The 20501-nt window shown below is 45.0% G+C and carries 23 protein-coding genes and 1 pseudogene; 15 read left to right on the top strand and 9 right to left on the bottom strand.

Annotation, left to right across the window (positions count from 1 at the left end; all coding sequences use genetic code 11):
• Positions 1–92: 92 nt before the first annotated feature.
• From QUB10_RS30650 to QUB10_RS30630, 5 genes are all read right to left on the bottom strand, one after another.
• Positions 93–1109: a DUF6745 domain-containing protein gene (locus QUB10_RS30650; RefSeq protein WP_333206946.1), complete on the bottom strand. Its 1017-nt coding sequence runs from the start codon at positions 1107–1109 to the stop codon at positions 93–95.
• 50 nt (positions 1110–1159) lie between these two features.
• Entirely contained in the window at positions 1160–2023 is an 864-nt protein-coding gene (locus QUB10_RS30645; RefSeq protein ID WP_333206945.1) for a leucine-rich repeat domain-containing protein, read from the bottom strand.
• A gap of 192 nt (positions 2024–2215) precedes the next feature.
• Positions 2216–2509 carry a hypothetical protein gene (locus QUB10_RS30640; RefSeq protein WP_006632553.1) on the bottom strand — a complete coding sequence of 98 codons (294 nt, stop codon included), beginning with the start codon at positions 2507–2509 and terminating at the stop codon, positions 2216–2218.
• Positions 2510–2626: 117 nt separating this feature from the next.
• Positions 2627–3208, bottom strand: coding sequence for a Uma2 family endonuclease (locus QUB10_RS30635; protein WP_333206944.1), 582 nt, complete (start codon positions 3206–3208; stop codon positions 2627–2629).
• A 146-nt stretch (positions 3209–3354) separates the two neighbouring features.
• On the bottom strand, positions 3355–6225 hold the full coding sequence (locus QUB10_RS30630; protein WP_333206943.1) for a diguanylate cyclase: 2871 nt from the start codon (positions 6223–6225) through the stop codon (positions 3355–3357).
• 656 nt (positions 6226–6881) lie between these two features.
• On the opposite strand from QUB10_RS30630, the gene QUB10_RS30625 reads away from it, so the two are divergent.
• The 7 genes from QUB10_RS30625 (at position 6882) to QUB10_RS30595 (ending at position 13050) form a co-directional block, all read left to right on the top strand.
• Positions 6882–7565, top strand: coding sequence for a class I SAM-dependent methyltransferase (locus QUB10_RS30625; RefSeq protein WP_333206942.1), 684 nt, complete (start codon positions 6882–6884; stop codon positions 7563–7565).
• A 321-nt stretch (positions 7566–7886) separates the two neighbouring features.
• On the top strand, positions 7887–8432 hold the full coding sequence (locus QUB10_RS30620) for an RNA 2'-phosphotransferase (RefSeq protein WP_333206941.1): 546 nt from the start codon (positions 7887–7889) through the stop codon (positions 8430–8432).
• A gap of 71 nt (positions 8433–8503) precedes the next feature.
• Positions 8504–9712, top strand: a complete 1209-nt coding sequence (locus QUB10_RS30615; RefSeq protein WP_333206940.1) for an AAA family ATPase — start codon at positions 8504–8506, stop codon at positions 9710–9712.
• Complete coding sequence (locus QUB10_RS30610) at positions 9687–9872, top strand: hypothetical protein (RefSeq protein WP_333206939.1); 186 nt, start codon at positions 9687–9689, stop codon at positions 9870–9872. Before QUB10_RS30615 ends, QUB10_RS30610 begins: the two co-directional genes overlap by 26 nt.
• 422 nt (positions 9873–10294) lie before the next feature.
• Positions 10295–12505, top strand: coding sequence for a PAS domain S-box protein (locus QUB10_RS30605; protein ID WP_333206938.1), 2211 nt, complete (start codon positions 10295–10297; stop codon positions 12503–12505).
• A gap of 26 nt (positions 12506–12531) precedes the next feature.
• The gene (locus QUB10_RS30600) at positions 12532–12825 is read left to right on the top strand and encodes a TIGR03792 family protein (protein ID WP_333155646.1); all 294 of its coding nucleotides are present in this window, start codon (positions 12532–12534) and stop codon (positions 12823–12825) included.
• 45 nt (positions 12826–12870) lie between these two features.
• Positions 12871–13050 carry a hypothetical protein gene (locus tag QUB10_RS30595; protein ID WP_333206937.1) on the top strand — a complete coding sequence of 60 codons (180 nt, stop codon included), beginning with the start codon at positions 12871–12873 and terminating at the stop codon, positions 13048–13050.
• Here QUB10_RS30595 and QUB10_RS30590 read toward each other — a convergent pair.
• Together QUB10_RS30590 and QUB10_RS30585 are read right to left on the bottom strand one after the other, a co-directional pair.
• Positions 13027–13347: a type II toxin-antitoxin system RelE/ParE family toxin gene (locus tag QUB10_RS30590; RefSeq protein ID WP_333155644.1), complete on the bottom strand. Its 321-nt coding sequence runs from the start codon at positions 13345–13347 to the stop codon at positions 13027–13029. The two genes, QUB10_RS30595 and QUB10_RS30590, sit on opposite strands and share 24 nt — an antisense overlap.
• Positions 13344–13610 (bottom strand): hypothetical protein, encoded by a 267-nt coding sequence (locus QUB10_RS30585; protein ID WP_333206936.1) that lies wholly within the window; start codon positions 13608–13610, stop codon positions 13344–13346. Before QUB10_RS30585 ends, QUB10_RS30590 begins: the two co-directional genes overlap by 4 nt.
• Positions 13611–13636: 26 nt before the next feature.
• Between QUB10_RS30585 and QUB10_RS30580 the strand changes: the two genes are divergently transcribed.
• From QUB10_RS30580 to QUB10_RS30570, 3 genes are read left to right on the top strand one after another with little or no spacing between them, the layout of a single operon-like run.
• Positions 13637–14227 (top strand): papain fold toxin domain-containing protein, encoded by a 591-nt coding sequence (locus tag QUB10_RS30580; RefSeq protein WP_333206935.1) that lies wholly within the window; start codon positions 13637–13639, stop codon positions 14225–14227.
• 42 nt (positions 14228–14269) lie between these two features.
• Positions 14270–14638, top strand: coding sequence for a hypothetical protein (locus tag QUB10_RS30575; protein WP_333206934.1), 369 nt, complete (start codon positions 14270–14272; stop codon positions 14636–14638).
• A gap of 18 nt (positions 14639–14656) precedes the next feature.
• Positions 14657–14818: a hypothetical protein gene (locus QUB10_RS30570; protein ID WP_333206933.1), complete on the top strand. Its 162-nt coding sequence runs from the start codon at positions 14657–14659 to the stop codon at positions 14816–14818.
• A gap of 68 nt (positions 14819–14886) precedes the next feature.
• On the opposite strand, the gene QUB10_RS30565 is transcribed toward QUB10_RS30570, so the two are convergent.
• A complete protein-coding gene (locus QUB10_RS30565) occupies positions 14887–15327 on the bottom strand; it encodes an RDD family protein (protein WP_333206932.1) in 441 nt (146 codons plus the stop codon).
• A 210-nt stretch (positions 15328–15537) separates the two neighbouring features.
• Here QUB10_RS30565 and QUB10_RS30560 point away from each other — a divergent pair, with 210 nt between their 5' ends.
• The 3 genes from QUB10_RS30560 to QUB10_RS30550 all read left to right on the top strand — a co-directional run bounded on the left by QUB10_RS30560 (position 15538) and on the right by QUB10_RS30550 (position 18139).
• Positions 15538–16914, top strand: a complete 1377-nt coding sequence (locus QUB10_RS30560; protein WP_333206931.1) for an NB-ARC domain-containing protein — start codon at positions 15538–15540, stop codon at positions 16912–16914.
• Between the two features lie 333 nt (positions 16915–17247).
• Positions 17248–17724 (top strand): type II toxin-antitoxin system antitoxin SocA domain-containing protein, encoded by a 477-nt coding sequence (locus QUB10_RS30555; RefSeq protein WP_333164858.1) that lies wholly within the window; start codon positions 17248–17250, stop codon positions 17722–17724.
• Complete coding sequence (locus QUB10_RS30550; protein ID WP_333206930.1) at positions 17705–18139, top strand: hypothetical protein; 435 nt, start codon at positions 17705–17707, stop codon at positions 18137–18139. Before QUB10_RS30555 ends, QUB10_RS30550 begins: the two co-directional genes overlap by 20 nt.
• Positions 18140–18351: 212 nt before the next feature.
• On the opposite strand, the gene QUB10_RS30545 is transcribed toward QUB10_RS30550, so the two are convergent.
• A complete protein-coding gene (locus QUB10_RS30545) occupies positions 18352–18486 on the bottom strand; it encodes a hypothetical protein (RefSeq protein ID WP_333206929.1) in 135 nt (44 codons plus the stop codon).
• Positions 18487–18933: 447 nt separating this feature from the next.
• Between QUB10_RS30545 and QUB10_RS30540 the strand changes: the two genes are divergently transcribed.
• Complete coding sequence (locus tag QUB10_RS30540; protein ID WP_333206928.1) at positions 18934–19770, top strand: hypothetical protein; 837 nt, start codon at positions 18934–18936, stop codon at positions 19768–19770.
• 307 nt (positions 19771–20077) lie between these two features.
• Positions 20078–20425, top strand: a pseudogene (locus QUB10_RS30535) (M3 family metallopeptidase); the annotation flags it as partial.
• Positions 20426–20501 lie beyond the last annotated feature (76 nt).

Raw genomic sequence — 20501 nt, 5'->3', positions numbered from 1 at the left:
ACGCTTTGTCTCGGATGATTCACTTTTACCCCCTCAATCCGCGTATGTGCCAGTTGGGGGTGCGGAATGTGGGTTTTAACAATTGGTATTACTCAGGTTTGCACGGAAAACTCCTCTGGATCAATATCCCAATTTACCCAGCGAATTGCTTCTTTAGCCGTTAGCGAAGCCCTCGAAGAGGATCGCACATCAGGCGGCACTCGCAAAGCGTGAATGTGTCCCGTGCTAGGACAAGTCATTTTTAACAAATAAATCGGCTCGACATCGGCGTTATCGATTTTTAATAGCGTGTATTCTTGCCAAGTATCTAATTTTACTGCTTGCAATTGTTGACAAATGCGATCGTAACCAATCCTCTCAATTAACACTCGACGCAGTTCGGCATTTTCTTCCGATAGAAGCCATTCTGCTTGCCACAAATCCGGGTGAACTTTTCCGTATTGTTCGGGTAATTTAACGCCGTGGTGAAAGTATAAACTGTAGCCGTCCGCAAAGGCGATCGTCGGTTCTCCTTCAGCGTGTAGCCGATTTTTAGCGTCAAAGCGAAGGTGCAGGGGGCGATCGCAAATTATGCAAATTTTCTCAAACGGAAATATCCAACCGCACTCCTCGAACAACTGTTCCTTGCAGCGAAATATTTCTTGTGCTTTGCGATCGAGAGTGATACCAAATTTCGAGATCAAAAATTCAGTCAAATGGATTTCCTTCACCAGAAGCGTAGGGGCTAGTGGCTTTAAATATTTAGAATATGAGAATAAATGAGCCAGCGATTCTCGGTAATTGGCTAAGAGTCCCTGAAATTCTGACACGAGTATACGATCTGCATCCGGTTTTAGTATTATTTCATTCCACAGTTCATCCCACAACACTAGACCCAACAATCCTACCTTTATCGATTGAAATAGATCGGGTAAAAACGACTTTCCCCATACTAAATTTTCCTCCGCTATTGGCGATATTTGAAGTTTCGAGCTGCTGGATATTTTGAGCTGTTTAAGTAGTTTTAGAGAAACTGCCTGCGGACTGCTGCAAATCATAATTTGGGCAGATTCTAAACCAATAGCTGCATATAATTTTTTTACTGTTTCTGTAGCTTGTTGAGAATCCATTGGCGCTGTAGAGAGGGTCTGGTAATTGTGTGTAAGTTCCCTCGACTGATTTAAGTCAGTAATGGATTGTTTTGGAGAGATATTTTGGTCAGATTAGTGAGTGCCGACAGCGGAGTGATGTCTGTAATTTGATTGCTGCTGATATCTAGTTCTGTCAGGTTGGTGAGTGCCGACAGCGCAGTGATATCGGTAATTTTATTGTTGTAGAGATACAGTCTAGTTAGGTTGGTGAGTGCCGACAGCCCAGTGATATCGGTAATTTCATTGTGTGCAAGACGCAGTTCGGTCAGGTTGGTGAGTGCCGACAGCAGAGTGATGTCGGTAATTTGAGTGTAGGCGAGATTCAGCGTGGTCAGGTTGGTGAGTGCCGACAGCCCAGTGATGTCGCTAATTTCATTGCTGCTGATATCTAGTTTTGCCAGGTTAGTGAGTGCTGACAGCCCAGTGATGTAGGTAATTTGATTGCTACTGAGAGAGAGTTCTGTCAGGTTGGTGAGTGCCGACAGCCCAGTGATATCGGTAATTTGATTGCCGTAGAGATGGAGTATGGTCAGATTGGTGATTTCCGACAGCGAAGTTATATAGGTAATTTGATTGTGGCCGAGATTCAGTTCTGTCAGGTTGGTTAGTCCCGACAGCCCAGTGATGTCGCTAATTTTATTGTAGCCGAGATTCAGGTAGGTCAGGTTGGTGAGTCCCGACAGCGGAGTGATGTCGGTAATTTCATTTTCGTAAAGATCCAGTTCAGTGAGGTTTAAAAGTACCTTCTCGGCTTCATTGCAGTCAGAAGTCCCAGCCCGTTCTAACAGCACTTCAACTGTATATCTTGCCGATTTTGAAAGACTATCTTTGTGCAAGCACCAATCGGCAAAGCTACTAAAATTAATTGGTTGTTTTGCTTCTTGTTTTCGCATAATAAATTCCGATTCAAGTTTGGTAAAATTAAGGCTTTCACAAGCGGGTTCTCCGGCCCACCCACCATAAAATTCACAAGACTTACCCAGTCCGATGGAAGAAACCGGGTTTTTCACCGAATCTGAGGGCTGCAACGAAGTATTCGTAAAAAACCCGGTTTCTGCGCCCCCCATGCGTAAGTCCTGTTAACCTTAATCTGCGACATACCTCCAACCTTGGGGCTCATATTCGCGCTGAATTCGCACCATCCAATTACCTTCGGGAATTGCGATCGCATGGTGTTCTTCATGGCTCAATAAAGCTGTCGGTGAAAGCACCCGCAAGTACAGAGTGCCGTCTTTTTCGTAAAGTTCAGCTTGTCCCTCAATAATCTGGTGAGAATGTCCGGTGACTTCACCTTCGGCGAGAGTGAGGTGAGGTTTTTTTTCTCCTTCGATTTTCGGCACGGGGGTCAGAATTACGTCGCCTTGTCGGATGGGTTGCATAGGTTTTTTCTCAATTTTGTTTACTGGTGTCGGTTGATCGAGCTTTTCTACCGTAATTTAATACTACATATGTAATACATAGCGGTCAAGAGCCACAAACCAAATTCCACTTTTCCTCTAAACCGCCGAAATCCCGCGCCGAAACTCCTTAACTGCTTCCACCCTAGAAGCCATCAGCAAGCAGCGAGACAGCAGGTTGATGTCTAAACCGGGCAGAACTTCGCTTTGGTCAATTTTTTCATATCCGTGCGATCGCAAATGATACAAACCAAACACCCCGTCTTCCCAAAACCAAACTTCGGGGACTCCCAAGGCTTGGTAACGATTCAACTTGCTTTCTCCCCCACTGGTAAAGACTACTTCGATGGCCAGATCGGGGGTAATACCTGTTGACTTGCCAATTAAAAAAGATTCATCAGCTTGTACTGAGACTTCCTGTCCCTTCTCTTGGGTAAAGCTACCTAATGGGTTAAACTCGATGTCTTTTTCAACAAAGTAGTCCATCAGCAAACTTGCGATCGTTCTGCTGAAAGATTCATGTTCTTGCGAAACTGCCAAGATTTCTACCTCACCTTTGAAATAAAAAAGTCGGATGCCGGGGGAATCAGAAAACCCCTGCTCGATTAGCTTGAATTGTTGCCAATCAATTCCGGAGTGAATTAGGCGCTGGTCTTTTGGTTTGTCTAAGGTTGCTGTCATGGCACGACCTCCTTTAACTATTTTATAGCAATTTGAATTCACCCAATTTTGCCAGCACATTGGTATGGTGCGTCCGATCCAAAAAACCTGTTTAAATCGAAACGATCGATGTCAGACGCACCATACAAGCTGATTTAACTATTATATTATCCTTGAAATGTGGCAACCGAAACCCGATCGCGCCCTGCTTCTTTCGCCCGATAAAGCGACTCATCGGCCATCGCAATTAGCTCCCCCGGCTGCGAGCTCGCCTCTGGAATGCAGCAAGCTACACCCAAACTCAGCGTCACATATTCGCTGACAGCAGACTTAGCGTGAGCTATGTGCAAACCCCGCACCTGTTGTGCGATCATTTCAGCTACGCAAGTGGCACCTTCAATATCCGTATTCGGCAAAACTACTACAAATTCTTCTCCACCGTAACGCGCTACTAAATCTGCCGGTCGCTTTACCGAATGTTGGATCACCGCCGCCACTTGCCGCAAACATTCATCCCCCGCTTGATGGCCGTAAGTGTCGTTGTAAAGTTTGAAATAATCAATGTCGCCCATAATCAAAGACAGCGGTGCTTCTTCCCTTGCCAAACGCCGCCATTCCGTATCCAGGTATTCATTAAAAGAGTGGCGGTTTCTTACCTCAGTCAAACTGTCGTAATTTGCCAAATACTGCAAGGCTCCATTCACTGTTTCTAACTGCTGTTTCTGCTGCTGCAACTGACGGTTGAGCTCCGCCAACTGCTGTTCGGCTGAGTGCGATCGCAACAAATTTCTCACCCTCGCCAGCAATTCCCTCTCGTCAAAAGGCTTTGAAATATAATCGTCGGCACCCGCATCCAAACTTTCGATCCGAGCTTCCATCCCCGATCGCGCTGTCAAAAAGATTACCGGAGTAGATTTCAATTCTGGCGTTTTCCGAATCTCCTTGAGCAAATCCAGTCCGTTTTGTCTGGGCATGATTTGGTCGCTCACAATCAAATTTGGCTGCAAACTTTTGGCTTTTTCTAAACCTTCAACCCCGTCAATAGCCACGGCGACTCGATAGTACGGAGTCAATAAAGTTTGGAGGTAAGCTAGCAGAAAATTGTTGTCTTCTACTACCAGCAACAGCGGTAATTCTCGGCTGTCACTTGTTAATTGTTCCAGATGATTTTTGTCGTCAAAACTGTTAGGTTCCGGCAGTGGGGCCTGGGGTGTGGTCGCCCGGACATTTCCCGAACCCCACTCTCCGGAGCCGAATCCAGTCAGTCCAGCCAATTGGGCGATCGCGCTCACCAACTGATTCGCTTCCACCGGCTTCGACAAATGCCTCTGAAACCCCGCCTCCAGCGCTTCGGCCGAATCTTCTTCCTCAATCCCTCCCGTCAGCGCCACGGCCGGCAGCAGTTCCCTGTGCTCGGACATTTCCATTGCTCTGATGCGGCGGATCAAATCGCAGCCGTCGGCTCCCGATACCGTCATATCGCTCACCAACACGTCGGGCCGCGACTGTTGCAACTCGGCCATCGCTTCGGCGGCGCTACCCACCGCTATTACCTGGGCTCCAAATGCTTCGAGGCCAGTTTTGAGAAATTTCCGGATCTCGGCGCTGCTTTCCACCACCAGGACTTGTTTTCCCGCTAGGGGTTTGGAAAGCGATCCGGGTCTGCTTTCCCTTTGGGCGATCGCAGTAGTGCGATCGTCGGGTGCATTTTTGTTGGCAATCGGTAGCAGCACCCCAAAGGTCGCCCCCTGACCGATACCGGGACTCGAAGCCCAAACACTTCCCCCGTGCAGTTCCACCAACTGCTGCACAATTGAGAGCCCCAGCCCCAGCCGATTTTGTTCCTTAGCCTGGAAGTTGTCTGCGGGGCGGAAGTAGTCAAAGATGTGCGACAGAAATTTGGGATCGATGCCGCAACCGCTGTCGCTGACCCGAATCAAGACGCCGGACGGACTAGGCTCGATCCGCACTTGAACTGGGTATGGTGTCGATTCTGGGGTGAATTTGATGGCGTTGGCAAGGAGGTTCCACACTACTTGCTGCAAGCGTTCTGCATCCGCCAAAATGTAGTCAACGGCGGGGTCGAAATGTTTTTCTACGCGGATGTTTTTAGCCTCGGCGTCGGGACGGAGGGTATCGATCGCAGATTCTATGATAGACGGGAGGTGAACTCGGCCGATGTTCAGGCATACTTTCCCCCGCAGCAACCGCGAGAGCTCGAGGAGATTGTCTATTTGTCGGTTTTGTAATTTGGCGTTGCGCTCGATGATTTCCAAAGCGCGGCTGGTGGTGGCTTCGTTGAAATTGCGCGATCGAGCTAGCTGCGCCCATCCCAAAATCGCGCTCAGGGGCGATCGCAGTTCGTGGGAGGCGATCGCCAGAAATTCGTCTTTTGCCCGGTTGGCTTCGGCTTGGGCTGCTTCAACGGCTTTGCGATCAGTGATGTCGAATCCGATCGCCAAATACTGACAGGGTTTTCCCTTACACCCCAACAGTGGAACTACGGCTGCGTATACCCAATAATCACTTCCATTCTTGGCTTTATTCTGAATGTCTCCTTGCCAAACTTCACCTTTGGCAACAGTTAATAGCAGATTTTTGATTATTTCCGAAGATTTATATTCCGAATGGAGGATGCCAAAGTGGCTGCCGATTAGTTCGACCTGGGAATAGTTGGAGATGGAGCAAACTCGTTCGCTGACATAGTTGATAATTCCTCGCGCGTCAGTCCTCAGCGCCAGTGTCGATCGGTCGATCGCTATTTTAAAATCTAAACATTCTTGTAGCGACGAATCTAGTTCTTTTGTCGTATAAAATTGATCGAGCCGATCGGGCGCGTTTTGTGGCTGGCGATCGGGCTTATCCTTACTCCGTTGTTGGATTTCCATTGCTTCTATTTTCCCCTGACGGCTGACACCTAATCTACTCGCATCCTGATTCATTATCACAATTTTCTTTCCCGCGCCGGCGGGTGTAATATTTTGTATCTCTTCATCTTCCTGACAAATTGGCAGGTACCACATCCACTCGGGAGTCACCTTAATTTTTGTTTATAGTTGGCTAAATTTTGTCAATCTGAGGACTGATTTTTGCCTATCTAGACAATCAGCGGCTGCTTGCTAATTCCCTTTTATATTTTATATTTTATATTTGACTAGGGGGAATCACTGAGAAATTTATGGTGTGGAACACACACCGACAGTTACATTCTTGTTTTAAACGGGTATCATAACCGTCAACTTTTTGGGAGCATCTCATATTTGTAAAAACACTTCTTCTGGCTCCTTCTTTCTTCCTCCTGACTCTTTCCTCCTGACTCCTGACTCCTGACTCCTAACTCCAATTTTGGGCTGAGCTGCTTTCATTGAGATGCTCCCAACTTTTTTGTGACAATTACTCCTGGTAGCTGGCACAAAGTCTCGTCTTCAGAAGGCTTTCCGGTCTGTGCCATTGTGTCTCATCTCCACAGAAGGAGATATATGTGCAGGGCTAGACAGTTCCCAAATCACGGGCGGGTTTGGGCGCACAAAGTCCCTGTCTGGCGATCGTCCGTAAATTCTTTTAAATTATTTTCTTCAACATCTTGACAGCTCTGTATATTTTTTGTATTATCAGATGTAATATGCTTTCCGAGAAGAGAATCGGCAAAGTGCCTTGACGCACTCAACTATTAACAATTTGAGGAAAATCGTCTGTGAATTTAGACGCTGTACGCGAGCAATTTGAACAAAGAGCCTTTGATTATGACGGCTTAATTCCTCGCCTCATTCCGCGCTATGGCGAGCAACACGATGTAATATTGCAGTTAATCCCATCTGAAACTAATGGTAACATAAAAGTTCTGGATTTAGGCGCGGGAACTGGCATACTGTCGGCTGTGATTCTGCAAGCATTTCCTCAAGCAAAAGTCCTAGCCTTTGACATGGCCCAAAATATGCTGAAAACTTGCCAAACTAACTTGTCCGCTTTCCAAGAACGGCTGACCTTGCAGCAAGGAAACTTTGCCGAAGATGATTTCGGCAGCGGTTACGATTTGGTAGTTTCAGGGTTAGCAATCCACCACCTCGACAGCGTAGGCAAACAACAGCTATTTCACAAACTTTTCCACTCGATGAATCCAGGGGGAATCTTGCTAATTCGAGATATTGTCACAGGTTCTACCCCCCGACTGACTGAGCAATATGAAAAATTATGGCGGCAGTATATGAAAGCTAACGGAGAAGACGATGCAGCCTGGTTTCACAACTATCTAAAAGAAGATATTCCCTCCTCTGTGGAAGAGCAGACAAAGTGGCTTGCAGAAGCGGGTTTTGCCGACGCAGGATGTCACTGGCGCTATCTCAATTTTGCTGTTTTTGGCGGAGTTGTCCCAAGGTAAAATGCATTCGGCAGAAGGCAAACTTTTTGAAAATTATCAAAAGATAAAGGTCGTAAAGAATGGGACAGCAAACACTTTTTTATTCCGGGCGCCTAACCTAATTTTGTAGTTTTTAATGGCGCAAATTACCGCTATTATTCGCGCGCAAGACCATTTTTTACATCCGGGAATCATTTTCCAAAAACCTGTAGAGGTGGGTTCACTCAACCGTTCTCTGGCAGTGCCAACAGATTCACTCTACCCGCCCCCCACCAAACGATATAACCCGCTAGTGACATTTTGCAAAATGTGATTTAAAAGCTCAATAAATAAAGTAAAGTCATGAACGATTCTCGATTAATAAAAATCAGCAGATATCTCAGCAGACACCTGCGCCACGCGCCCTCGCGTATCGGCATTGACCTCGCTCCAGGCGGCTGGGTTCCTGTTAGCGAACTCCTCGATGCGTGCCAAAACAATAACTTTCCAGTTCAGCTTGCAGAACTCAAGGAAGTAGTCGCGCAAAACGACAAACAGCGCTTTTCATTTGACTCCACAGGCACTCTAATTCGTGCTAACCAAGGACACAGCGTAGAGGTTGACTTGCAGTTAGAACCTGCTGTTCCCCCGGATATTTTATATCACGGAACAGGTAGCACAGCCGTCGAGTCTATTCTCACTCAAGGAATTAGGAAAATGTCGCGGCATCACGTTCATTTGTCGGTGAATATCCAGACGGCGCGCCAAGTAGGTGCAAGACATGGCATCCCGGCAGTCTTTACTGTAGATGCCACAGCTATGCAAGGTGATGGTCATACATTTTACTGCTCGGAAAACAAAGTTTGGTTGGTAGATTTTGTGCCGCCCGCTTATCTCAAAATAAGTTGATAAATTCCAGTTTTTTTGTAGAATGTTTACCACAAAAAATGTAAAATAAGAGTAAGTAGGATTTTTGCAAAATGAGTGCGGAAGATATGGGCGATCGCGAAAACAATTTTCATCAAAACAATTCTCAAAATAGAGGTCTGCTAGGCTCTGGTTGGCGACCTTTTTATCGTCAGTTTGATTGGGAACACCTGGTACATTTAGCGTCTAGCGATCCCTTAGAACTAGCTCAAAAAACTTTAGGTGCAGCTAGCGACATTGCCGACGCAATGGGACGACACCAATATACTTGGTGGGCAAATATGTTAAATGTATTTTCGGAAAATACTCGCTACGAAATTGATGAATTTTGGGATTACATTACTCCGCAGCCAGTTTACCCGGATTACCGCTACAAAGATGTTTTAGTTACCGAAACGCCTGTGGTGCAATTGGTCAGCCGCGCTAGCATTCCCATCGACTACGTTCTCAACAAACTCCAAGAGATTACTGTTTTCAAAGTTCTGGATTTGCTAGGGAAACCGGATGCAATTACTCAGTCTTTTATGGAGCGACATTTTTCTTATCCCCCGGAGCGATTTGTTAGCTGGGAACGCTTAGAAGTTTTGGGTACTGTTTATGCTTCTTGGGCCCGATTCGGCTGCTGGCTGCAAATTGACAGCTACGACAGGGGAAGACGCTGCTACACTCTAATTTGCCAAGATATTGCGCCGCTCGTTAGCAAGGCAACTTATAATTTAGCGGTGATTCTGGGCGGGTACAAAAGCCGCGTCGGACAGGTTCACAGCCAGTTCCCAATTCGCACGTTTTCTGCGGAGGTTCAAAGTTTTACCGATACAGTTCAGCAGGCAATTCTAGATCAAAATCAGTTGGCTGTTTTGGTAAGTGGCGAACCGGGGACGGGCAAAACTGCTTGGACGCAAGCGGTAGCAAAGGAAATTTTAGTGCCGCTGGGTTATGTGATTTTTATCTTAGACCACGATGCTGTGGAAAATTTTGTGCCTCCGAGTTATTTAGAGCGGATTTGTATTATTATCAATGAGGCTGATAATTTGGCTCAAGATCGATCGACTGCAGAGGCCCAACGCACTAACAAAACTGAACATATTTTGAGTTTGCTGGATGGAACTTTGTATCAAAGCGTCATTGACGAACACGGCATTCAATTTCAGCAAAAACTCGTGGTGTTGATGACTTGCAACACCACTGAAAGATTAGATCCTGCAATGTTACGGAAAGGGAGAGTGGATTTTACCAGTGAATTTACGCACAAATTTGTTTGAGCGCTCTCTTGCATTCTCAAGCTATCTGGCGATCGCACTGGCTACAGGATCTAATACTATGTTCGATGTGGGATTTTTACTTAAAGAATTGGGAATGACTGAGGAAGCTCATGGTTTGGATGGCGGGCCTACAGTTGCATTCTTTTGGGAACTTGTATAAAATACCGAACAATCATCAGGAAATTTTCTGACTCTCACAGTGTGGGGGAAAATTTCTTGAGTACCTATAGATCATTTGTGTCAACAATCGCCTAAAACCCTTTGTCTCTCTCGTTTTGGCCGAGTCTCGTTCCCCTCTTACGCCCCGGAATAGTCGGGGCAGACAAGAGATCGCTCCAGTCCCCTCCGACTATTCCGGGGGCGCCGGCGTGATATATGCCTAATGGTCAAACAGCAGGCGGGCACTACCTTTAGCCTTAAGTTGATAGCAATGCCTATAGACATATCCCCATCAAAAATGATATCAATGATGGGTGATACCCTCTAAGGGTATTGTCCGAGAGAGCAAATCAGGGGAAAACAGCATTTTTGGTCTCAAACAGAGTTTTTCAAACTTGACAGCTATGGAGGAAATCCCAAACCGTGCAAACTAAGCCAGTTCAGCAAAAAAGTCAGGGACTGGGAAGGTACGTTGACGGGAATGTCCCTATCGCCCAACAACCCGCAGAGGCAGCAGTGTCGGAGAGTAAAGAGCGATTTCGGCGGTTTGTGGAGCGCTCCGCCGAAGCCGTGGCAATGGTAGATTGTGAAATGCGCTATCTGTCGGTTTCCCGTCGCTGGGAAACAGATTGCGGGTTGGGCGACGGCGAGGCGATCGGCCGATCTCATTGGGAACTGTTCCCCAATCTCCCGGAATATTGGGAGCAAAATTCCCAGGCTTGTTTGACGGGAGTTTTGGAATACAGCGAGTTTGTGGCAGGGCGATCGATCGCCTCTGTATCAGGAGAAATCGCAAGCGGCTGTGTCAGCGAGTCGGTAAGATGGGTATTTCAGCCTTGGAAAAATAGCGAAGGTGCGATCGGCGGTTTGATTTTGTTTGCATCTAAGATAGCTGAGGCTCCCGCTCAAACCAATTGCTATAATAAATTTCAGTCCGAGGTTAAAAGAAAGCAGTTAGAAACAATACCACAACTAACTCAAATTGCCCTCGAAAATGCTGCTGATACAATCTTTTTTAGTACCTCCGACGGTCAAATTTGCTACGCGAACAAAGCCGCTTGCCATCTTTTCGGCTACTCGGAATCGGAACTGCTAAACATGAGAGTTAGCGACATCGATTCGCATTTGCCAGCATCGGATTGGCGAGAACACTGGGCTCAACTCAAGCAGCAAACCAACCTCACTTTTGAAACCAGTTACAAAACCAAAGACGGCGCCAGTTTTTCCGTCGAAGTTAAAGTCAATTATTTAGTATACGGCGGCTGCGAATACCGCTGCGCGATCGCCCGCGACATTTCTGCTCGCCTCGCAGCAGAATCAGCGCTCGTACAGGCAAAAGAGCAACTTCAAGCCGTTTTAGACGCCGTGCCCGGATTAGTTTCTTGGGTAAGTTCCGATTTGCGCTACTTGGGAGTAAACCGACATTTAGCTAGCGCTTATAAAATGCCGTCCGAACTATTTATCGGTCAAAAAGTAGGTTTTTTAGATACAAGTCCCACATTTAACGATTTAGTATACGATTTCTTTGCCAACCATAAAAAGAAGACATCTCAAGAAGTAACAGCGAGCATCAGAGGAGAAAATAAAACTTATCTAATAGTAGCTCAAAAATACCATAACAATACGGCGGCGGTATTTGTGGGATTGGATATTACAGAAAGCAAACAGTCTCTTTTAGCTTTGCAAGAATCAGAAGAACGCCTGCGACAACAAGCGTCTAAATTAGAGCAGACGCTGTTAATTTTGCAGCAAACTCAAACTCAACTGATTCAAACAGAAAAGATGTCATCTCTGGGGCAGTTAGTAGCAGGAATAGCGCACGAAATCAACAATCCAGTTAGTTTTATTTCTGGCAATGTCAGCCACGCCACTGGCTACATTCAAGAACTGCTGCGAACGATCGACCTTTACCAAAAGTATTATCCCCATCCCGTGCGGGAAATTCAAGATTTGATAGAAGAATTAGACTTAGACTTCATCAAAAAAGACTTGCCCAAACTGCTAAATTCCATGAAAGTCGGTTCGGAAAGGATTCGCGATGTCGTGCGATCGCTCCGCTTGTTCTCGCGTACCGACGAAGCCCAAATGAAGCCTGCTGATATCCACGAAGGTTTGGACAGCACTTTGCTGATCTTGCAAAATCGCCTGCAAGCTAAAGGGGGACGGCCGGGGATTTCTCTAGTTAAAGAGTACGGAGATTTGCCGCGAGTTCACTGCTATCCGGGGCACTTAAACCAAGTGTTCATGCACTTGTTGACAAATGCGATCGACGCTTTGGAAGAAGGGGGGAGAAATGCCGAAAAGTATGGTAAGATTCAAAATCAGTCTTACTTGGCTTCAGCCCGGTCGAGCTCTGAAATATTCAATCCCGAAATTCGGATTCGCACCTCCGTGGTAGGGGAAAACGAAGTTGCGATCGCCATTAGTGACAACGGCCCTGGCATGACTGAAGAAGTCCTCGACTGCATCTTTGACCCTTTGTTTACCACTAAATGTCCAGACACGAGCACTGGTTTGGGTCTAGCAATATCCCAGCATTTAGTAGTAGAAAAGCACGGCGGTAAGTTGCACTGTGTTTCGCGTCCGGGAGAGGGAACGGAGTTGATAATTAAAATTGCGATCGGTAACGATTAATTAGCTATTGACAAATAGGAAATAAGATGGTAATTGAGTGGCTAAAATTTAAAGTACCTCAAGAAAAGTGGGAGCAGTTTATTCAGCGAGATCAGGAAGTTTGGACGGCAGGACTAAAAAGTTGGGACGGTTTTTTGGGCAAAGAAGTTTGGGTGGATGCGGTGGAAAATGAGGTGGTGATGTTGATTCGCTGGGAAACTAGGGAGAAGTGGAAGTCGGTTCCGCAAAGCATAATAGATGAGTTGGATAGCCAAATGGGCGATTTGCAAATTGCGATCGCCGAAAGTCGCGAATATCAAGTTCGCAAGTTTTTACATTAGTTAGTCAGCAGTCAGTTGCTCGTGTTAATTTTTGAAAGATTAATCATGAGTTTTACCTTGATTGCACCGCAGACATCGATTTGGTATTTGGTGGGAGGGGCGATCGATCTCGGTAGAATCATCGCAGTGTTTGGTATTTGGTGTGAGGGGCGATCGCACTTTCATTTTATGCGCTCGCCCTTGATTGACTATTTCATGCGATTACTCTGGCGGTTCAGTACCTAGAGGGGCTTGACGGCGGTGACGAACGTGTATTATTGCGACGGTATCGCCCTCCACCACAAACAGAATTCGATAGGTTCTTCCTTTACCAACCCACAGTTGTCGAATTTCCCTACCAATGATGGCAGCTTCGGGTGCAACTGAGCAACGGTAAGGAAACTGTTCCAGGGATGCGATCACATCTTGGAGGTCGTAGTACCACTGATTTGCGGCATCAGCACTCAGATAATCGCACATCCAACGGTAGGCGTTTTCAATTTCTTGAAAGGCGGGTGGTTGGATTAGGACTTGATAACTCATAGACGAGGGGGGATGTTGAACTGCTGCTGTAGCGCTGTCATAGCTCTCTCGGCTGGAATACCTTCACCTCGATCGAAGCTTTCAAGTCCTTTGCGGATGCCGATGATAGCTTCGAGGTAGTCGATACGCTCTAGCAGTTGTTCGTAGGTATTAAGTTGGGGGTTTGGAGTGGATTTTAGCGATCGTACCAAACTGAGAAGATCCGCAAGCAGTTCGTCAGGGGTGCTATCGATTTCTTGGATGAGGAGTTCTTTGAGGGTCATCGCGGCATCTCACGAGGATTGATACTTTGATTGTAACGGCGATCGCTATTAGTTTTGATGGGCGATCGCACTTGGTAGAATCATCGCAGTGTTGGGTATTTGGTGTGAAGGGATCTCGCGATCCCTTGGACAAGCCTTGCAAGAGCGCGATCGCACGCTACGCAATCTGCCCGCTCAATGGCAATGATTTTGAGATATACTTGTACCTAAATATAGGAGGTAAACTTTACACTTTGAGTTTAGATCCGAGTAGTTTAGATGAAATTCGAGAAGATATCGCTAAAATTGCCAGTCGCTATGGGGTCTTTCAATGTGTTGAATGCAGTCAGGCTATCAAAGAGTTCTTGACCATCAGAAACCTAAATGGTAAGCAGATTAAACTGGATTTAGAAAGGCAAGACCTACCTTGGTCAGTGATTTATGATTTACGACGACAGCAGCAAATTGCTACTAATGGCTACCATCAAGGGATATCAATTACAATCGACGAACAGGAAATTGTGTTTGATAATATAGATTGTAGTGGCGTGAATCGGCAGGAATGGCTACAAAATTTAACATCACCTACTCTGGAACTGGGTATGGGAAGTTTTAAGATTATAGAAGAGGAATTTTGAGCAGCAAAACTTACAGTTATTTTCAAAAAAATGAGGTGAAAAATGCACGATTTATATACGCTGATTGAGAAAATTAAGAAAGCTCCTTCAATGTACTTGGGACGACATTCAATTATTTGTCTTCAGGCTTTTTTATCGGGTTACAGCATTGCTAAATATGAGTTAGGAGAACAGCCAACGAAACAAGATAGCGATTTTATGCAGTTTCCTGAGTGGATACGAAAAAGATTCAACGTGCAGACTAGCCAATCTTGGGCTAACGTCATTCTGTTTTATTCGGAGGATGAAAGCAAAGCACTCGATCGGTTTTTTGAGCTGTTAGATGAGTTTATCGCTCGTCATTCTTCGGCTGATGCTTTAGGCGAAGGGGGATTGGATATAGAGGAAAAAGTGCAAGTTTTCAGGAGTTGATAGAAAGGACGATCGATCTTGGTAGAATCATCGCAGTGTTGGGTATTTGGTGTGAAGGGCGATCGATCTTTCATTTTAGGCGATCGGTCATCTGAAACAAGAAAGGGCGATCGCTCTTTCATTTTAGGATATTCCTCATCAGAAGAAAGAAAGGGCGATCGCTCCGGGTTGAAAAAATAGTCAGGGCGATCGATCTTTCATTTTAGGCTCTAGATCGTCTGAAAAAAGAAATAGCGCCTTGGAAACCGTTATTTTTCAATAACTACTGTTCTAGTAATCAAATCATGAAGTGCCTGATTATTATCAGTGAAAGGAACTGAAAGAAAGTCAACTAAAACTAATACAGTGAATAACACAAAACAGAAATACCTTCCGGTTGCTCGGCCAAATGAAATTTGATTTTCATTTAGGTCAGATACAATAATTCCAAAAGCTCTTTTACCGAGTGTTGCTTGTCTAGGAGAACTATGATTTATCGAGTGGTAAGGCCAACCCACAATAATAAATATCAACCAAAATAGTTGATCGCTAGCTCCTGTAGAGGTAGTCGTAATGTCTTTAAATAGCGCTGGAAATAGAGCTGGAAAAAATCCGGTTACTAATCCATAGATGATTGAGGTTAAGACCAACCAGATAATCAAGTCAAGGAAAAAAGCCAAGGAGCGCTTTCCAATGTTCGCATACTGCATTTCTAAAATCCTTAAATCTACTATTTGATACTTCTCCTATAGCTCTTATAAATCCTAAATTTTTTAATAAAAAAATGTTCTATTTTGCCTGAATCTTTACTCTTATTTCACTGTTTTTACTGCTTTTTAGTACATTTTTGTACAAAAATGTACTAAAAAGTAGTAAAATGTGATCGATAATACATAAACTATTTCAATTTTCTTGAACCGATGAATCTTAAAGAAATGTTAAAGCTGGCTGATGGGATAGTATTTGCCAAAACTGGTAAGCACCTTGACGATTTACAAGCAGCGATACTCCAAGGCACTCTACAACGCGAGACATACAAGCACATAGCCAAAGACTTTGACTGTTCTGAAAGTAGCGTTCGGCAAGTCGGATCGCAATTATGGCAGATACTTTCAGAAGAGTTGGGAGAAGATGTTAATAAAACGAATGTTCGATCGGCAATGGAGAGGTTGCAAGTCTCGATAGTTTCACATTATGCACAAGACTCTGTGCAAATAGGCTTCGTTAATTTTTGTGGAGAAAACAGAGACCCGCCAGATATCCCAAACTCCCACTCACCAAATCAGGAAACAGCTAACGCAAAACCAACCAAAACTTTACATCAAGATTTAAGCGAGATGCCGGAGTTGGGTGCTTTTTACGATCGCACCCCTCAACTCCAAACCCTCACAACCTGGATTCTACAACAAAACTGCCGCCTCATCACCCTCACCGGTATCAGCGGAATCGGCAAAACATCCCTAGCAGTACAACTCGTACAACAAATCAAAGACGAGTTTGAATACGCAGCTTGGTACACACTAGACGAATTTCCCACCATCGATAAATTTCAATCTAACCTAATACAGCTTTTTTCCCAGTCAGAAAAACAAGATTCATCCCCAACAAACCAGAAACCCTTACCGCTGATTAAATATTTACAAAACCATCGCTGTTTAGTAGTCTTAGATGACATTCACAACCTTTTCTGTAGTGGCGAATTGGCAGGAAAATATAAACCAAAATACGAAGAATATCGCTCCCTATTCAAACAAATAGAAAAATTATCCCATCAAAGTTGCTTGCTGCTAGTCGGTTGGGAACCGCCGAAAGAAGTTCCTCAACTCACCAGCGAAAATACTCCCATTCATACCTTACAACTCACTGGCTTAGACACCGTAGCCGCAGGAGAAATTCTCAGAGATAAAGGATTAGTAGAAATCGATAACTGCGAAGCACTCATTCACCGCTACCAAGGCAACCCCTTCTGGTTAAAAAGCGTGGCGACTTTGATTCAAGAGTTGGGAATCGGCGCGAGTGAGTTATTAATAGATGATACCATATTGTTACCCGAAGATTTGAAAGATGTTTTACAACAGCAGTACGATCGCACTTCCGAACTAGAAAAACAAGTGATGTCATTGTTGGCGACAGAAAACCAGCCAGTAAACTTCGCCAAATTGCTACAAAACGGACAAATATCATCATCCGATTTGCTAAACGCATTGCAATCTCTATCGCGGCGCTGCTTGATCGAAAAAGAAGCAAGTCTTTACACTTTGTCAACTGTACTGAAGCAATATATCAAAGGGTTGTAACTAACATCTTGCACCATTCTCGATAAATCTTTTAGGAACAGGCAAGATGCCTGTTCCACAAGAAAATTCATCTTTTGTGGAACGGGCCGGAGAGCCCGTTCTTGAGAATGGTGCGAGATTGTGGGTTTTAGGCAATTATTGTTGGTGAACCCGCCCCTACAAATTTTTGACAGAGGGTAAGATTTCAGTTATACCCAATCCGGCTTAAATACCTCCTTTATTTCTTAGTCTGCAGAGGCAGACTTTGTTTGACAAGAAGCGGTTTCAACCGCCCCATCATAAAGAGTGGTGACTGTGCTATCATAGAATACAAAACTTATTTAGTCGAGTTATATGACCACAATAACTACAGTCACAACAGCCTCAAAACTAGCTGATTACTACATCTGGTTCGCGAATGATGTAGGCTCCTATCTCAGCAACCACAAGCTACAAAAACTATTGTACTACGCCCAAGCATGGTATTTAGCCTTTGAAGATACACCGCTTTTTGATGAAGATTTTGAAGCTTGGGTGCACGGGCCAACTATCCCGGCTTTATTTTATGAATACAAAGAACAATTTGACTGGAAGCCAATTCTGAAAGAAGTCGAAAAACCCGAATTTCCCGAAGAAGTACAAGAGTTTTTAGACGAGTTATCCGACGAATATTTCTTTTGCGATGCCTATGAGTTAGAATTGATGGTGCGCCGCGAAGACCCTTGGATTAATGCTAGAGGTGATTTGCCAAAAGATGAACCTTCTCATGCTATTATTACGAAGGAATCAATGAGAGAATTTTACAAAAGCCGTGTCATCGAAGAAAATTAAGAAAGCAGATATACGCCGCCAGGAATCTTTATCTAGCATCAATCGTCTCGATGTAAAAATACCGGAAGGAGTTAGTTTTTCTTTCAGGTATTATCAGGATGATAAAGATAAGTTTTCAATTAGCGGTAGAGATGCTAAGTATCTAGCGTCTTTACTGAGAAGGCTGCGCGATTTGTCACAATTGAACGCTCAAGAAATTATCAATAATCAAAGTAAAAGTCTGCGCTGTCATGGCATAGTTTGGAAAAATACTACTGAACCTAATGGCTTTGGGATTCCCAATGAAGATATCCTAATCAATATCCCCTACCAGTTTCAAATATCTGCTAATGAATACGGCAGAGTGCATGGCTTTTTTAGTGAAAATGTTTTTTATATTGTCTGGCTAGACCCCGACCACAATCTTTACAGTTGAAATTATAATAAATTTTGAAAAAAACACAATATTCCACATTCCCGCCAACTTCGGCGAAATGGGAAATCTAAAAAAAGAACGTTACTCATCAGTCATTTTCAGGACTTACGCATCAAAGCCAAAGAAACCGGGTTTTTCATGGAATCTGTGGCTGCGACAAAATATTCTCGCAAAAAACCCGGTTTCTGAACCCCATGCGTCCAAGACTAATTTTAAGAAAATTTTGCATAGAGAGCTGAAATAAAATTAACGCTTAAAAAGCCTACTCCTAGTACGAGAATGATAAAGATGGCGATACTGAAAATAGATTTTAGCCGATCGCCAATTCCGGGTCTTTCTGAGTTCATTGGTCAATTTTTGCTGTAAATTTGAGAGGGGCAATTGAGAAAGAGTAAATTATACCAATGCGCGAACAAAAAGGCAACTCCCGACACGCTCCAAACGACGATCGCCCTCAGTAGGTCGCATTTTTTAACTTTTAATCTAAAATCTAAAATCTAAAATCGTCTTAGGCATTGTTCGGTTAGCCCGGACAGCTATTGTCGATCGCCCGAACCCGATGGCGCTAACTCCTGTAAAATAGAGGGCGCGTTGGGGCGAACCTTTTAACAGCCGGAATTGGGCGCGATCGCCACAGGCTCCCAAATACATAATAATATGGCAGTCATCCTTAACTTACTCACAAAGGTAAAAATAGAAGAGTGCCAAGAAATAATCTAAAACATATAACTGAAAAAGGATAGAAATCGATGCTCCACCCAGTCTCGCAACCTTACCCACAACGAGCAAATACTATGACCCAAAGAGCCGTGCGGAAGCCAAAACCCTCTGTTGCAAACCACTTGACACCAAGTTTTCCTCAAAGGCACTGGCTGGAGCTGGCAGAGTACGCCTCTCTGGCGGCCTCTGGTGTGGGTTCCCTGGCGGTGGCAGTGTCGGGTCAAGCTTTTTACGGGGTTGCTCCCCTAACCTTGGCTTTGTCGCTGAATGTTGCTAACCGGTATCGGTTCGAGCAGCAAGTGCGGGTGCATCAAAATTCGGAAATGGCCCAAGTCCAAAAGTCTGTCAATAAAGTCGAAAAAACGGCGGTGACGGTAATTGTTAAATTACGCAGGCAGTTGTCTGCAGATATTGCAGCGCTGCGCCAGCAAATGGCCGCACTGCCTAGGCATGAGGCTGTTGAGGAGTCGATAGACATCCAGAGGCAGTTGCTGAGTTTAGGAGAGTCGGTAGCTTCTTTGCAAGAAATCGTGGCGTCTGCTGTGCTCGATGTCCGCCAGCAGGTGAGCGAACAAGTGCAAGATTTATCGGTTGGCCAACGGGCGAATCTCCAAGCTGTGGAACAGGCTATAGAGCAACTGCAAAGCGCCACGCAAGGCTTGGCAGAAACTTCTATCAGCCGAGACGACTGGGAAGTAGTAAATACTAGATTTTTGGAAATCCAAAAAGTCATGGCCAATTTGCAAAGCCAACTGCAAGCTCCCGCACACCAATCGACTGCGGATTTGTCTATTGTCCAAGCTCAAATCCACCGTTTGGAACACGAGCAGCAAGAAGTTGTCAAACCTCACCTCAAGCGCTTAATCTCAGTTGTCAAGGAGTTGCAGCACACACAAGAGACCCGTCATTAGTCATTAGTCAGCAGTCATTAGTCATCAGTCATTAGTCAGCAGTCATTAGTCAATAGTCATTAGTCAGCAGTCAGCAGTCATCAGTCAACAGTCATTAGTCAGCAGTCAACAGTCAACAGTCAACAGTCAACAGTCAGCAGTCATTAGTCATCAGTCAGAAGGAATACTTTTCCCCTCGGACACGCTCGACACTCTCCGACTCTCCGACTCACGCCCGATCGAGTCCTACTTTTTCGACAACTGTGTTAAAAGATTAAAAGCTAATCTGTCTAGTTCACCTATTTTCAACCTGTTACAAGAAAATTAAATGACTGCAACCGTAACTATTGCTGATAACCCGTTACTAATCGGTCAAGGATTGCCTCCATTTGACGCGATCAAACCAGAACACGTAGTCCCCGCTGTTACCCAACTGCTGACCGAACTAGAAGCCTCGCTAGCTGACTTAGAAGCCTCTGTAGAACCGACTTGGAGCGGCTTAGTAGAACCATTGCAGCGACTCGGAGAGCGTTTAAATTGGAGCTGGAGCATTGTCGGACATTTGATGGGTGTGAAAAATAGCCCGGAACTGCGATCGGCTCACGAAACAGTGCAGCCGGAAGTAGTAAAATTTTGGAGCAAGCTCAGTCAAAGCAAACCGCTTTATGAAGCTTTTAACCCACATTCCGCACCCCCAACTGGCACATACGCGGATTGAGGGGGTAAAAGTGAATCATCCGAGACAAAGCGTG

Origin of the sequence: Microcoleus sp. B5-D4 (genome assembly GCF_036705145.1) — a bacterium.
In the GTDB taxonomy this organism is placed as follows: domain Bacteria; phylum Cyanobacteriota; class Cyanobacteriia; order Cyanobacteriales; family Microcoleaceae; genus Microcoleus.
The sequence above is the reverse complement of the archived record's forward strand: the minus strand, read 5'-3'. Positions and strand labels throughout refer to the sequence as shown.